The organism is Paraburkholderia heleia NBRC 101817 (assembly GCF_000739775.1).
GTDB classification, from domain to species: Bacteria; Pseudomonadota; Gammaproteobacteria; order Burkholderiales; family Burkholderiaceae; genus Paraburkholderia; species Paraburkholderia heleia.
On record NZ_BBJH01000031.1, the window covers coordinates 48,930 to 61,872 of the forward strand.

14 protein-coding genes are annotated in these 12,943 nt (G+C 65.5%); 9 read left to right on the top strand and 5 right to left on the bottom strand.

All coding sequences use genetic code 11. The features are described 5' to 3' along the window. The first annotated feature begins 98 nt into the window (after positions 1-98). The 3 genes from BHE01S_RS24490 to BHE01S_RS24500 all read left to right on the top strand — a co-directional run bounded on the left by BHE01S_RS24490 (position 99) and on the right by BHE01S_RS24500 (position 2,919). Positions 99-1,151 (top strand): NADP(H)-dependent aldo-keto reductase, encoded by a 1,053-nt coding sequence (locus BHE01S_RS24490; protein WP_042268688.1) that lies wholly within the window; start codon positions 99-101, stop codon positions 1,149-1,151. A 181-nt stretch (positions 1,152-1,332) separates the two neighbouring features. Continuing rightward, a complete protein-coding gene (locus BHE01S_RS24495; protein WP_042268616.1) occupies positions 1,333-2,394 on the top strand; it encodes a permease in 1,062 nt (353 codons plus the stop codon). A 102-nt stretch (positions 2,395-2,496) separates the two neighbouring features. Beyond that, positions 2,497-2,919, top strand: coding sequence for a hypothetical protein (locus BHE01S_RS24500; RefSeq protein ID WP_042268617.1), 423 nt, complete (start codon positions 2,497-2,499; stop codon positions 2,917-2,919). A gap of 18 nt (positions 2,920-2,937) precedes the next feature. Here the strand turns inward: BHE01S_RS24500 and BHE01S_RS24505 are convergent, their stop codons facing one another. Together BHE01S_RS24505 and nodI are read right to left on the bottom strand one after the other, a co-directional pair. Continuing rightward, entirely contained in the window at positions 2,938-3,774 is an 837-nt protein-coding gene (locus BHE01S_RS24505; RefSeq protein WP_042268618.1) for an ABC transporter permease, read from the bottom strand. 28 nt (positions 3,775-3,802) lie between these two features. Continuing rightward, positions 3,803-4,717: a nodulation factor ABC transporter ATP-binding protein NodI gene (gene nodI / locus BHE01S_RS24510; RefSeq protein ID WP_042268689.1), complete on the bottom strand. Its 915-nt coding sequence runs from the start codon at positions 4,715-4,717 to the stop codon at positions 3,803-3,805. Positions 4,718-5,035: 318 nt separating this feature from the next. Between nodI and BHE01S_RS24515 the strand changes: the two genes are divergently transcribed. Next, positions 5,036-5,506 (top strand): universal stress protein, encoded by a 471-nt coding sequence (locus BHE01S_RS24515; RefSeq protein ID WP_042268619.1) that lies wholly within the window; start codon positions 5,036-5,038, stop codon positions 5,504-5,506. An 81-nt stretch (positions 5,507-5,587) separates the two neighbouring features. Here the strand turns inward: BHE01S_RS24515 and BHE01S_RS24520 are convergent, their stop codons facing one another. The 3 genes from BHE01S_RS24520 to lexA all read right to left on the bottom strand — a co-directional run bounded on the left by BHE01S_RS24520 (position 5,588) and on the right by lexA (position 7,453). Continuing rightward, complete coding sequence (locus BHE01S_RS24520) at positions 5,588-6,268, bottom strand: DUF2939 domain-containing protein (RefSeq protein ID WP_407669548.1); 681 nt, start codon at positions 6,266-6,268, stop codon at positions 5,588-5,590. 90 nt (positions 6,269-6,358) lie between these two features. Beyond that, positions 6,359-6,736, bottom strand: coding sequence for a hypothetical protein (locus BHE01S_RS24525; protein WP_042268620.1), 378 nt, complete (start codon positions 6,734-6,736; stop codon positions 6,359-6,361). 66 nt (positions 6,737-6,802) lie between these two features. Further along, a complete protein-coding gene (lexA, locus tag BHE01S_RS24530; RefSeq protein ID WP_042268621.1) occupies positions 6,803-7,453 on the bottom strand; it encodes a transcriptional repressor LexA in 651 nt (216 codons plus the stop codon). A 292-nt stretch (positions 7,454-7,745) separates the two neighbouring features. On the opposite strand from lexA, the gene BHE01S_RS24535 reads away from it, so the two are divergent. From BHE01S_RS24535 to BHE01S_RS24555, 5 genes are all read left to right on the top strand, one after another. Then, positions 7,746-8,804, top strand: a complete 1,059-nt coding sequence (locus BHE01S_RS24535) for a sulfate ABC transporter substrate-binding protein (RefSeq protein WP_042268622.1) — start codon at positions 7,746-7,748, stop codon at positions 8,802-8,804. Positions 8,805-8,942: 138 nt separating this feature from the next. Continuing rightward, the gene (gene cysT, locus BHE01S_RS24540; protein WP_042268623.1) at positions 8,943-9,842 is read left to right on the top strand and encodes a sulfate ABC transporter permease subunit CysT; all 900 of its coding nucleotides are present in this window, start codon (positions 8,943-8,945) and stop codon (positions 9,840-9,842) included. Next, positions 9,839-10,807: a sulfate ABC transporter permease subunit CysW gene (gene cysW / locus BHE01S_RS24545; RefSeq protein WP_042268624.1), complete on the top strand. Its 969-nt coding sequence runs from the start codon at positions 9,839-9,841 to the stop codon at positions 10,805-10,807. Before cysT ends, cysW begins: the two co-directional genes overlap by 4 nt. Before the next feature lie 2 nt (positions 10,808-10,809). Further along, complete coding sequence (locus tag BHE01S_RS24550; protein WP_042268625.1) at positions 10,810-11,865, top strand: sulfate/molybdate ABC transporter ATP-binding protein; 1,056 nt, start codon at positions 10,810-10,812, stop codon at positions 11,863-11,865. A 102-nt stretch (positions 11,866-11,967) separates the two neighbouring features. Continuing rightward, the gene (locus BHE01S_RS24555; RefSeq protein WP_042268626.1) at positions 11,968-12,894 is read left to right on the top strand and encodes a CysB family HTH-type transcriptional regulator; all 927 of its coding nucleotides are present in this window, start codon (positions 11,968-11,970) and stop codon (positions 12,892-12,894) included. The last annotated feature ends 49 nt before the right edge of the window (positions 12,895-12,943 follow it).

A 12,943-nucleotide genomic window follows, 5' to 3' on the forward strand; every position in this document is an offset into this window, starting at 1 on the left:
GCGCTGGAAATACGGCCGTATTCTGCAACTCCTGAAAAAATTCCCGCGCCGTGGTAGTTTCGGCGCTCCCCCTAACCGAACTGATGGACAACGTTTCCATGGAATACCGCACACTCGGCGATACCGACGTCAAGGTGAGCCTGATCGGGCTCGGCACGATGACGTGGGGCGAGCAGAACACGGAGCGCGAGGCGCACGAGCAGATCGACTACGCGCTCGACCAGGGCGTCACGCTCGTCGATGCCGCTGAAATGTACCCCGTGCCGCCGCGCCCGCAGACGCAGGGACAGACCGAGCGCTTCATCGGGACGTGGCTCGCGCAGCATCGCGCGGCGCGCGAGCGCATCGTACTCGCCACCAAAATCGCGGGCCCGGCGCGTCAGCCGCACAACCCGCAGCACATTCGCGGGCCGCAGAACCAGTTCGACCGCAAGAATCTGACCGAAGCGCTCGACGGCAGCCTGAAGCGCCTGCAGACCGATTACGTCGACCTGTATCAGCTGCACTGGCCCGATCGCAGCACGATGACGTTCGGCCGCAGCATGTATCCGTATCTCGAAGATGCGTACACGGTGCCGATCGAGGAAACGCTGAGCGTGCTCGCCGATTTCGTGAAGGCCGGGAAGATTCGCCATATCGGCGTGTCGAACGAAACGCCGTGGGGTGTCGCGCAGTTCCTGCGCGCGGCCGAAAAGCTCGGGCTGCCGCGCATCGTCAGCATCCAGAATCCGTACAGCCTGCTCAACCGCACGTTCGAAAGCGGCCTGTCCGAATTCGCGCACCGCGAAGGCGTGGGCCTGCTTGCGTATTCGCCGCTCGCGTTCGGCTGGCTGTCGGGCAAGTACGAGGGCGGGGCGCGTCCGGAAGGCGCGCGCATTACCCGGTTCGAGCGCTTCAAGCGCTACAGCAAGCCGGAATCGGTGGCCGCGACGACGCGTTATGTGGAACTCGCCCGGGCCCATGGCTACACGCCCGCGCAGTTCGCGCTCGCGTTCGTCAACAGCCGGCCGTTCCTCACCAGCAATCTGATCGGCGCGACCTCGCTCGATCAGTTGAAGGAAAATATCGCCAGCGCCGACGTCAAGCTCACCCCCGAACTCCTCGCGCAGATCGACGCGCTGCACGAGCAGCAGCCTAACCCGGCCCCTTAAAGGGAACGCGAGGGAACTGCGCTGCCCCCTGCCGGGCCGCGCGAGTCGCCAACGCAGCAAAGTCGTTGGCGATTCGCAAGCCATACACTACGATCCAGCATGCGCCGCCCGGGCGCCATCGCGCCTCGCGTGACGGCGCCCCGCCGGTCGTCCCTACGCTCAATCCCGGAGAATATTCACAATGACGAGCGCACGTCCAGCGCAATCGCCCCCGTCCTACGGCTGGCCCATTTTCATTTTGCTGGCGGTGGCCGGCCTCTTCTACGTGAAGTGGTTCCCGTACTATCATCGCGCATTCACCGCCGAGCAAACGCATTCGATCGGCAAATCGATCCTGATGGGCGGCTCGGCCACGGCTCCCGATCCCTCGTTTTCCGCCGCGCTCGATTACGCCTACGCCTACGGCAAGGCGATCTGGCAGGCCATGGTGCTCGGCCTGCTGCTCGGCTCCGGCGTGCAGGCGCTGCTGCCCGTGCAATGGGTCGCGCGCGTGCTCGGCCGGCGCGGCTTCGGCAGCGTGGCCGCGGGCGGCCTGCTCGCGGTGCCAGGCATGATGTGCACCTGCTGCGCCGCGCCCGTGGTCGTGGGCCTGCGAGCGCGCAATGCATCGGCGGGCGGCGCGATTGCGTTCTGGCTCGGCAACTCGGTGCTCAATCCCGCCACGCTCGTGTTCATGGGCTTCGTGCTCGGCTGGCAGTGGAGCGCGCTGCGTTTCACGCTGGGCCTGCTGATGGTGTTCGGCCTCGGCTGGGTCTGCAACCGGCTCGTGACACCCGAGGAATCGCGTGCCGCCGACGACCGCCTCGCGCAACTCGCCCAGCAGCAGGCCGAAGGCGGCAACGTCTTCGTGCGCTGGGCGCGTATCTTCGTGCGCATGGCCGTGCGGCTGGTGCCGGAATACATCGTGCTGGTGCTGTTGCTCGGCGCCGCGCGCGCGTGGCTCTTTCCGCACATCGGCCCGGAGCTCACGAACAGCCTTGGCTGGATCATCACGTTCTCCGTGGTCGGCATGCTGTTCGTGATCCCCACGGCCGGCGAAGTCCCCATCATCCAGGCGATGCTCGCGCTCGGCATGGGCGTGGGTCCCGCGGGCGCGCTGCTGATGACGCTGCCGCCCGTGAGCGTGCCGTCGTTCGCGATGCTGGCGGGCTCGTTCCGGCCGCGCATGCTCGCCGTCGTGGGCACGACCGTGGTGTTCTTCGGCATCGCCGCCGGGCTCGCGGCGGTGGCCCTGGGCTTCTAGGGACGCCGGCACAGGCAGGCGCCATGCGTTCAGCGTTGGCATTCTTGTAAAACGCGGACGGTTCGCCGTCCGCCACGGAGCGGGCCGCGGCCCGAAACCAGCATGGCAAAGCAAAAAACCAATCCGAAACTCGAGCAGGCGCTCACGCGCGGCGATCTCGCCATCCGCCAGGCCAATTCGGCCCGCGCCACGGCGGTGCTGCGCGCGCTCGGCAAGATGATCGTCGAGGCCTCGGCCACCATCGGCGTCGAGGCGGATACCTCGATTCCCGACGGCGACCGCATCTACGACCCGGCCGATGGTCTCTGGCCGCAGTCGCTGCTGGTATCGCTCGATGGCCCGGTGGAGGAGTCGGATCCCGAAGAGATCCGCACGGTGCGCTTGCTCGCCCAGACCCAATCGACGATGTTCCGCGTGGAATGGCATCGCGCCGACGGCAAGGTCGGCCGCCAGGAAGGCGGCCCGTTCGCGACGGTCGCGTTTATTTCGGACGTCGATATTCCCTGGGGAGACGACGAGGACTGAACGCCGCGCGGCGCGGCTTCAGCGCATCATGCGCCGGCGAAACAGCACGGATGCGATCGCGAACGGCACCACCACGTAGATCGCGAGCACGAGCAGGTGAAGGCCGGCGTCTTCGACAGGCCGGTCGAGCATGGCGGGGCGGATCAACGCAACGGCATGCGCGAGCGGCAGCATCAGCGTGATGTGCTGCGCGGCGGCGGGCAGTTGCGCGATCGGAAAGAACACGCCGGAGAGCAGCAGCATGGGCGTGAGCACGAGCGTCTGATAAAACATGAAGAAGTCGTAGGACGGCGCGAGTGCGGTGACGATCATCGCGCAGCTCGCGAACGCGAGACCCGCGAGCGCGATCACGGGCAGCGCGAGCAGCATGGAAGGAAAGCTCGCGTAGCCGAGCAGGCCCGCCACCACCATGATCGCCGCGCCCGAGAGCATCGACTTGCTCGCGGCCCACATTACTTCGCCGAGCACGACGTCGCCGAGCGTGAGCGGCGTGTGCATGATCGCTTCCCACGTACGCTGCACGTGCATGCGCGAGAAGCCCGAGTACATCGACTCGAAACTCGCCGACATCATCACCGAAGACGACACTGTGCCCGCCGCGAGAAACGCGATGTACGAGACGCCGTCGACGTGTCCGACCATCAGCCCGAGCCCGAAGCCCAAACCGAACAGATAGATCATCGGATCGGCGAGATTGCCGAACATCGACGCGAGGGCGAGCTTGCGCCAGACCAGATAATTGCGCCGCCACACGGCCACCCAGTGCGTGGCGTTCGAGGGCAGCGCGGCGCGCGGCTCGCGCGCGCTCGCATGCACGGGGCGTGAGGGCGCCGGGTTGTTGGTGCGTGTCTGCATGGTGTCCTTGGCGATTCGTACGCCGCCGTTAATCTTGCATCTCGCGGCCCGTGAGCCGCAGGAACACGTCTTCGAGATTCGCGGGCCGGTGCAGATAGCGCAAATCGGAACGATGGCGCAGCTTCGCATGCACGGGCGCGGGATCGTCGACATAGCAGAACAGCGTTTCGCCGCTGATCTCCGTGCGCTTGGCATCGGCCGCGAGTTCGTCGCGCAACGCGACCGGGTCCGGCCCGTATACCTCGATCACATCGCAGCCGATTTCCGATTCGATCAGCGCCTTCGGTGCGCCCTCGGCGATCTTGCGGCCTTCCTCGATCACGCAGACGCGATTGCAGAGCCGTTCGGCCTCCTCCATGAAATGCGTGGTGAGGAGAATCGTCTTGCCGCGCGCGAGCAGCGAGCGCAGCCTCTCCCAGATCAGATGCCGCGCCTGCGGATCGAGGCCCGTGGTGGGCTCGTCCATCACGAGCACGTCGGGGTCGTTCACGAGCGCGCGCGCGAGCGTGAGACGACGGCGCATGCCGCCGGAGAGTTCGCCCACGCGCGCGTCGGCCTTGCTTTCGAGGCGCGCGAATTCGAGCAGCGGCGCGACGAGATCGCGTGTTTCGCGCGCGGACAAGCCGAAGTAGCGGCCGAACACGAGCAGGTTCTCGCGCACGGTGAAGTCGGGGTCTAGATTGTCGAACTGCGGCACCACGCCCACGCGCCGGCGGGCGTGGCGTGCGCGTGCCGGTACGGGCTCGCCGCACAGGCTGATGCGCCCGGCATCGGGCGAAACGATGCCGAGCAACATGCGCAGCGTCGTGGTTTTCCCGGCGCCGTTCGGACCGAGCAGTCCGAAGCATTCGCCGGGAACGACGTCGAACGACAGGCCGTTGACGACCGTCCTGTCTCCGTAATGTTTGATGACCTGCTCGAATTCGATGGCGGGTGCGGGCATGGACCGGTTGAACGTGAGTCGAACGGGCATCGCGCGGGTCGAACGCAAAGCGATCGAAAAATCGCACGAATCAAGGCGGCCCATTTTAGTGCATTGCCGCGTGGCGAGGCGGCCCGCGCTTCGAAGCGGTTTGACGATGGGGGGCAAATGCATGTCGCGGCAAGCATCCGGCACTGCGCAAGATACGTGCGCCGTTCGCGATGCGTCTGGCGTTTTTCGATGCCCACCTGGCGTTTTCCAGCCCTTGCGTGCGGAATTGCGGCGCACCATCATGAGAATCGCACAGCCTGCAAATCACGCGGGCGGGGAGAAGCGATCATGGCGAGCTATAAAAAAATTCTGCTCTGTTACGACGGCTCGCGCGAAGGCCGCAAGGCATTGCGTTGCGGCGCCGACCTTGCGCTCGATCTGAAGGCCGAAACGCACTTGCTCTCGGTCGTCGACATGCGCTCGACGATCGCCCAGAGCGCCGGCTTGCTGACCGATGTGGCCTGCGGCCGGTTTGAGGAAACGGCGCGCGAAATTCTTCAGGAAGGCGTGGACTGGCTGACTGAGCGCGGTGTGCGCGCCCAGGGGCACTTCGCGTTCGGGCATCCGATCGACGAAATCGCGAATCTGGCCAACGAACTGAATGCCGACCTCGTGGTGGTGGGCCATCGCTGTCGCACGGGACTCTCGCGCTGGTGGATGGGCGCGGGCAATACACCGCTGCTCGACCGCGTATCGTGCAGCATTCTCGTGGCGTGTTCGTCGGCGGCCGAGGAAAAGCAGCAGCAGGCCGCTGCGTAGGGGACCAAGCGGGATCAAGCAGGATCAAGCAGGCCGGCTCGCACAGAACCGGCCTGTATCCGCTGTCGCCTCCGGCCTGTCTCAGTTCGAGACGTTTCCTTCGTTTAGCTCGACTGCCGAGAGCTTCCACGAGAAGAGCCCGTGACGCTGCAGAATGGCGGCGTAGTGCTCGCCCGTACTGCCGCGGTCCCACGTGAGCGCGAACTCGTTGAGGCCGCGATAGCCGGCCGTGGTAACCGGCCGAGCCCCCGGTGCGGGGTTGCCGGATGCGGCCGGGGCCGGTGGCGCGGCGGGGGCGGGTGTCGGTTGTGCCGGCTCGGCGGATTGCGTGCCGGATTCCGCCGGCGGCGGCGCGTGCGGCCGGTCGCCGGGCTTGCCTGTCGGCGGCATGCCATCGAGCAGGGCGGCCACGCCCTCAGGTGTGGCGTAGGCATCCACGAGTGGACTGATCAGTGCTGCGCCAATCACGGCGCCGAGGATCAGCAACGGGTTGCTGCTGTGCTGCCCCTCGACGCGCCGCTGCAGCATTTCGCCCACCTGCTGTTTCAGGCTCACGCGCAGCGCAGGGTAATCGACGTATTCGTCGAGCGCGACGGCGTCACGCGCGTCCGCGGCGGCTTTCATGTGTTTCACCGCGATATAGGGCGACGCATAGGCGTAACCGAGCGCGGCAACCACCATTGCGACAGCAACCGTGATCGCTACGGGCTTTTTCCAGCCGTGGGTCTTGCGCGGGGTAGAGGGATTTTCCGTCATCGGCATAGGGCAAATCGTTCAAACAGGGTGTTGACCGCAAACCAGGCCAAACGATCCCGCCCGTAACCACTTCTCACATTTGCGCAACGTTGCCGCTTACCTGGCGAGTGCCCCGGGCAGGTCGCTGTGCTGCTCGGCGATGCAGCGGTCGATCGCGCGGCAGACCGCGTCGACCGTGCCGACGAGGATGAGCCGCGACGGGCCCTGATAAACGCGCACGGGTGCACGGCGCATGGGCTGTTCGGTGTTCAGCGTGCTGTTGAGCGATACGCGCGCAAACGCCGGCTGGGCCGACGGCAGCACGGGCAGGTCGGCCGTGCTGGCCGCCACCATCTCTGGCGAGTCGTCGAAGAGCGAGCCGTTCAGTGCGACAGCCGAATCGCGGACTTCGCGGACCGCGCACGACGCGATTCCACGGAGATGGCGAAGACGGCCGAATTGGCGGAAGGGCAGCAGGCGGGCAAGGCGTTCCATGACTCTCTCCAGGCGATGCGCAAACAATGTGGAAACTGCGCTGGAAACTGCGCGCAGACGGATTGCTTAGAATTCGGTGGGGCGGATCAGGCCGACCGCGATGCCTTCGAGCGCGAATTCCGCGCTGCCGGCCTCGACAAAAATATTGTCGTAATCGGGGTTCTCGGCGATCAGTTCGAGCCCGTTCGGACGGCGCTTCAGGCGCTTCACGGTGACGTCGTCGCCGAGGCGCGCCACGATGATCTGGCCGTCTTTCGCTTCAGCCTTCTTCTGCACGGCGAGCAGGTCGCCGTCGAGAATGCCGGCGTCGCGCATGGAAAGGCCGCGCACTTTCAGGAGGTAATCGGGGCGGCTCGAGAAGAGCGCCGGGTCGCACATGTAGTTCTGCGAGATGTGCTCCTGCGCGAGGATCGGGCTGCCTGCCGCGACGCGGCCAACGAGCGGCAGCGAAAGCTGCATGATGCTCGGGTGCGGGAGCGTGAACTGGTGCGGCAGGTCGTCGGGCCCCGGCACGAGGCGGATGCCGCGCGAGGCGCCCGCAGCCAGTTCGATCACGCCCTTGCGCGCCAGCGCGCGCAGATGCTCCTCCGCGGAGTTGGCCGAGCTGAAGCCCAGTTCCGCCGCGATCTCGGCGCGCGTGGGCGGAAAGCCCGTGCGCTCGATGGCGCGGCGAACCAGATCGAAAACCTGCTGCTGTCGTGCGGTGAGTTTGGTCATGGCGCCACTGTATGTTTGAACAGGTAACTGTATTTTTATACAGTACTCGCCACTTTTCAAGTGTTACTTGAAGTTCGTCGACTGAGCGTTGCCGTCAGGCCGCTTTCCCGTGCTTGCGCGGACGAAACCGCGCTCCAGCAGCGACTTCCTCTGTCCTTACCACTTTTGCGTATTAAAAAATGAGAAAACATCATTTTTAATAATGTAAGCGGATCGCTAGACTGGCCTCCATCGTTAGCTGCAGCTCACCAACGGGCGCAAACGAGCACACACGAGAACGGAGAACAGATAGATGGGCACGACACAAACGGGGCGCGCGGGCTGGCTGAAGACACTGGCGGCAAAACTGGTCATCGGCGTTGCGCCGCTCGTCGGCGTCACGGCGACGGCGGCACTGGCGCCGGTGACCGCTCACGCGGATACATCGCTGCTCAACGTCTCCTATGATCCGACGCGCGAGCTGTACCAGGACATCAACGAAGCTTTCATCAAGCAGTGGAAGGCGAAGACGGGCGAAACGCTCACCATCAAGCAGTCGCATGGCGGCTCGGGCGCACAGGCGCGTTCGGTGCTCGACGGCCTGCAGGCCGACGTCGTGACGCTCGCGCTGGCATGGGACATCGACGCGCTCGCCAACAAGGGCATCGTCGCGAAGGACTGGCAAAAGCGCCTGCCCGACAACGCCTCGCCGTACACGTCGACCATCGTGTTCCTGGTGCGCAAGGGCAACCCGAAGCACATCAAGGACTGGGACGACCTGACGAAGCCGGGCGTCTCGATCGTCACGCCGAACCCGAAGACTTCGGGCGGCGCGCGCTGGAACTATCTCGCGGCGTGGGCGTATGCGCTGCACCAGCCGGGCGGCAACGAGCAGAAGGCGAAGGACTTCGTCTCGAAGCTCTACAAGAACGCGGGCGTGCTCGACTCGGGCGCGCGGGGCGCGACGACCAGCTTCGTGCAGCGCGGCATCGGCGATGTGCTGATTGCATGGGAGAACGAAGCCTTTCTGTCGCTCAAGGAATTCGGACCGGACAAGTTCGAGATCGTGGTGCCTTCGGTGAGCATTCTGGCTGAGCCGCCGGTTGCCGTGGTGGACAAGGTCGTCGACAAGAAGGGCACGCGCAAGGAGGCCGAGGCCTACCTGCAGTTCCTCTATAGCGAAGAGGGTCAGGAGATCGCCGCGAAGAACTTCTACCGTCCGCGTTCGGACAAGGTCCCGGCGGCGCTCACGGCGAAGTTTCCGAAGCTCAAGCTCTACACGGTCGACGACACGTTCGGCGGCTGGCCCAACGCGCAGAAGACGCACTTCGCGGATGGCGGCGTGTTCGACTCGATCTATCAGCCGCAATAAAGAGCCGCAATAAAGCAGTCAAGCAGCAAGCGGTCCGCTGGCGACGCGGCCGCATAACAACGAAGCGCGCCTGCGGGCGCGCTTTTCGGCGCGAATCGGCTACGCACGAATCGCGCAACCCATGTCTGGACGACGAGCATGACAACGTTACGATTGCGCAAGCCCAGTGCGCTGCCTGGCTTCGGCTTGACGCTCGGCATCACGGTGGCGTACCTGAGCCTCGTGGTGCTCATTCCGCTTGCCGCCACCTTTGTCAAGACGGCGACACTCGACTGGAGCCAGTTCGTGCGCGCCGTGTGGTCGCCGCGCGTAATCGCCTCGTACCGGCTCACGTTCACCGCCGCGCTCGGCGGGGCGCTGATCAACGCGGTATTCGGCTTCCTGCTCGCGTGGGTGCTGGTGCGCTATACGTTTCCGTTCAAGCGGGTGATCGATGCGCTCGTCGATCTGCCGTTCGCGCTGCCGACTTCCGTGGCAGGCATTTCACTCGCTGCCGTGTATGCGGGCAATGGCTGGATCGGCCAGTTCCTGCAGCCGCTCGGCCTGAAGATCGCCTTCACGCCGCTCGGCGTGCTCGTGGCGCTGACCTTCATCGGCTTGCCGTTCGTCGTGCGCACGGTGCAGCCGGTGCTCGAGGACTTCGAGCGCGAACAGGAGGAGGCGGCCGCGTGCCTCGGCGCCTCGCGCTGGCTCACGTTCCGCCGCGTCGTGCTGCCCGCGGTGCTGCCGGCGCTGCTCACAGGATTTGCGCTCGCGTTTGCGCGCGCACTGGGCGAGTACGGCTCGGTCATCTTCATTGCCGGCAACGTGCCGATGAAGTCGGAAATCACGTCGCTGCTCATCATCACGAAGCTCGAACAATACGACTATGCGGGCGCGACGGCGCTTGCCGTGATGATGCTCTGCGTGTCGTTCGTCATGCTGCTGCTCATCAACTCGCTGCAGTGGTATTTGCAACGCCGCACGAGCCGGGGTGTAACGGCCGGCAGCGCGCCGAATGCCGTGGTGGGCGCAGCCGTCGCGGGAGGGGCGCAATGAGCGCGCTGGCACAACAACGAAGCACGCGCCGGCCCGACCCGGTCACCGAAGCCGCGTGGGTGCGCTGGCTGCTGACCGGCATCGCGCTCGCGTTTCTCGCGCTCTTTCTGGTAATGCCGCTCGTCGCCGTGTTCTGGCAGGCGCTGTCGAAAGGCATCGGCTTCTATTTCACGTCGCTCGTCGATCCCGACGCGCTCTCCGCGATCAAGCTCACGCTCATCACCGCGGCGATCGCGGTGCCGTTGAATCTGGCCTTCGGCCTCGCGGCCTCGTGGGCGATCGCCAAGTTCGAGTTTCGCGGCAAGGCGCTGCTCACCACGCTGATCGACCTGCCGTTTTCGGTTTCGCCCGTGATTTCGGGGCTCATCTACGTGCTGCTGTTCGGCGCGCAGGGCTGGCTCGGGCCGTGGCTCGAAGACCACGACGTGCAGATCATCTTCGCTGTGCCGGGCATCGTCCTCGCCACGATCTTCGTGACGTTCCCGTTCGTCGCACGCGAACTGATTCCGCTGATGCAGGCGCAGGGCAACGACGAAGAAGAGGCGGCACACGTGCTGGGCGCTTCGGGCTGGCAGATGTTTCGCCGCGTGACGCTGCCCAATATCCGCTGGGGCTTGCTGTACGGCGTGATTCTTTGCAATGCCCGCGCGATGGGCGAGTTCGGCGCGGTCTCGGTGGTGTCGGGCCATATTCGCGGCCAGACCGACACGATGCCGCTGCACGTCGAGATCCTTTACAACGAGTACAACTTCGCGGCGGCGTTTGCCGTGGCCTCGCTGCTCGCGTTGCTCGCGCTCGTCACGCTTGGCCTGAAGCTGCTCGCGGAGCATCGTCTTGCGGGGGAGTTGCGCGGCGCGGATGAGATTCCCGCCCACGCCGGCCCGTCACCCGTGGCCATGCAACCCGTTTCACAACACGCAGCGCCTCGCGGCGTGCGCCAACCGATTCAAGCAGGGGAGCAGTAACCATGGGCATCACCGTCAGCAATCTGCAAAAGCGCTTCGGCGAGTTCACCGCCCTCGACAATGTCTCGCTCGACTTTCCGCCGGGCGAACTGGTTGCGCTGCTCGGGCCTTCCGGTTGTGGCAAGACCACGCTCCTGCGCGTGGTCGCGGGCCTCGAATACGCCGACTCGGGCCAGGTCGTGCTGCAAGGCCAGGATGTGGGCGAGGTGGGTGCGCGCGAGCGCCAGGTGGGCTTCGTGTTCCAGCATTACGCGCTGTTCCGCCACATGACGGTGTTCGAGAACGTGGCGTTCGGCCTGCGCGTGAAGCCGCGCGGCGAGCGGCCTTCGGAGGCCGTGATCCGCGAGAAGGTGCATGAGCTGCTCAAGCTCGTGCAGCTCGACTGGCTCGCGCAGCGTTATCCGTCCGAGCTTTCGGGCGGCCAGCGTCAGCGCATCGCGCTGGCGCGCGCGCTCGCCGTGGAGCCGAAGGTGCTGCTGCTCGACGAGCCGTTCGGCGCGCTCGACGCCAAGGTGCGCAAGGAGTTGCGCTCGTGGCTGCGCCGCCTGCACGACGACCTGCACATCTCGACGATCTTCGTCACGCACGACCAGGAAGAAGCGCTCGAGGTGGCCGATCGCATCGTCGTGATGAATCATGGGCACGTGGAGCAGGTAGGCAGTCCGCAGGACGTCTATGATCATCCGCAGACGGCCTTCGTCTACGAATTCCTGGGCGCTGCGAACCGGCTGCGCGGCAGCGTGGATGCGCGCGGTTTCGTCGCCGAGGGCGCGGCGCAGCCGATCCCGGTGCACGCGAGCTTCGCAGGCCCGGCGCTCGCTTACGTGCGGCCGCACGACCTCGTGCTGCACCGCGAGGCGAGCGATCACCGCGACGGCATCGTCGTCGACGTGCGCCGCGTGGTGACGCTGGGCGGCTCAGTGCGCGTGGAGCTGGAAAGCCGCACGGGCGGCGCGCTCGAAGCCGAGCTCGATCGCGAGTCGTGGCGCGCGCTGGGGCTTGCGGTCGGCGAGGGCGTGACGGCAGTGCCGCGCGGGCTGCGCGTATTCCCGGCTTGAATTCGTAGCTTGAATTCGCGGTTTAAATCGCGGCGCAATGCGCGCAACCGTGCTCACATCGACAAAAACGAATAATCGGTCAGCTGTCCCGGAGGGAAGACCATGAATTTTCAGCAGTTGCGTTTCGTGCGCGAAGCCGTGCGGCAGAACATGAACCTGACCGAAGTGGCGAACGTGCTGTATACGTCGCAGTCGGGCGTCTCCAAGCAGATCAAGGATCTCGAAGACGAACTCGGCGTGGACATCTTCATACGCCGCGGCAAGCGCCTGACCGGCCTCACGGAGCCGGGCAAGGCCGTGCATCAGCTGATCGAGCGCATGCTGCTCGACGCCGAGAACCTGCGCCGCGTGGCGCGCCAGTTCGCGGACCAGGACAGCGGTCACCTCGTGGTCGCGACGACGCACACACAGGCGCGTTATGCGCTGCCGAAGGTCGTGCACCGGTTCCGCGAAGTGTTTCCGAAAGTCCACCTCGCGCTGCGCCAGGGCAATCCGCAACAGATCGCGCAGATGATCATCAACGGCGAGGCCGACATCGGCATCTCGACCGAAGCGCTCGACCGCTTCCCCGATATCGTGACGTTTCCGTGCTACTCGTGGCATCACGTGGTGGTCGTGCCGAAGACGCATCCGCTCGTGGGCCGCGAAAATCTCACGCTCGAAGACGTCGCGGAGTATCCGGTCATCACCTACGACCAGGACTTCACGGGCCGCTCGCATATCGACCAGGCGTTCGCGAAAGCGGGCGTGGTGCCCGACGTGGTGCTGACCGCCATCGACGCTGACGTGATCAAGACCTACGTCGAACTCGGCATGGGCGTGGGCATCGTCGCGGCGATGGCCTACGACCCGAAGCGCGACAGCGAACTCGTCGCGCTCGACACGGAGCATCTCTTCGAGGCGAGCACGACCCGGGTGGGCCTGCGCAAGGGCGCGTTCCTGCGCCAGTACGCGTACCGGCTCATCGAAATGTTCGCGCCGCAGCTTAACGAGCAGCAGATCGCGAGCCAGTTGCGCGAGGCAACCTGAAAGACGCGTTGATTTTCCCGGTGGCGGCGGATCGCTTAAAATCGCCGCC

Excerpts from the sequence above, each read along its gene's own strand:
- BHE01S_RS24490 (WP_042268688.1), top strand. The coding sequence starts at position 99 with ATGGAATACCGCACACTCGGCGATACCGACGTCAAGGTGAGCCTGATC.
- BHE01S_RS24495 (WP_042268616.1), top strand. The coding sequence starts at position 1,333 with ATGACGAGCGCACGTCCAGCGCAATCGCCCCCGTCCTACGGCTGGCCC.
- BHE01S_RS24500 (WP_042268617.1), top strand. The coding sequence starts at position 2,497 with ATGGCAAAGCAAAAAACCAATCCGAAACTCGAGCAGGCGCTCACGCGC.
- BHE01S_RS24505 (WP_042268618.1), bottom strand. The coding sequence starts at position 3,774 with ATGCAGACACGCACCAACAACCCGGCGCCCTCACGCCCCGTGCATGCG.
- nodI (WP_042268689.1), bottom strand. The coding sequence starts at position 4,717 with ATGCCCGCACCCGCCATCGAATTCGAGCAGGTCATCAAACATTACGGA.
- BHE01S_RS24515 (WP_042268619.1), top strand. The coding sequence starts at position 5,036 with ATGGCGAGCTATAAAAAAATTCTGCTCTGTTACGACGGCTCGCGCGAA.
- BHE01S_RS24520 (WP_407669548.1), bottom strand. The coding sequence starts at position 6,268 with ATGCCGATGACGGAAAATCCCTCTACCCCGCGCAAGACCCACGGCTGG.
- BHE01S_RS24525 (WP_042268620.1), bottom strand. The coding sequence starts at position 6,736 with ATGGAACGCCTTGCCCGCCTGCTGCCCTTCCGCCAATTCGGCCGTCTT.
- lexA (WP_042268621.1), bottom strand. The coding sequence starts at position 7,453 with ATGACCAAACTCACCGCACGACAGCAGCAGGTTTTCGATCTGGTTCGC.
- BHE01S_RS24535 (WP_042268622.1), top strand. The coding sequence starts at position 7,746 with ATGGGCACGACACAAACGGGGCGCGCGGGCTGGCTGAAGACACTGGCG.
- cysT (WP_042268623.1), top strand. The coding sequence starts at position 8,943 with ATGACAACGTTACGATTGCGCAAGCCCAGTGCGCTGCCTGGCTTCGGC.
- cysW (WP_042268624.1), top strand. The coding sequence starts at position 9,839 with ATGAGCGCGCTGGCACAACAACGAAGCACGCGCCGGCCCGACCCGGTC.
- BHE01S_RS24550 (WP_042268625.1), top strand. The coding sequence starts at position 10,810 with ATGGGCATCACCGTCAGCAATCTGCAAAAGCGCTTCGGCGAGTTCACC.
- BHE01S_RS24555 (WP_042268626.1), top strand. The coding sequence starts at position 11,968 with ATGAATTTTCAGCAGTTGCGTTTCGTGCGCGAAGCCGTGCGGCAGAAC.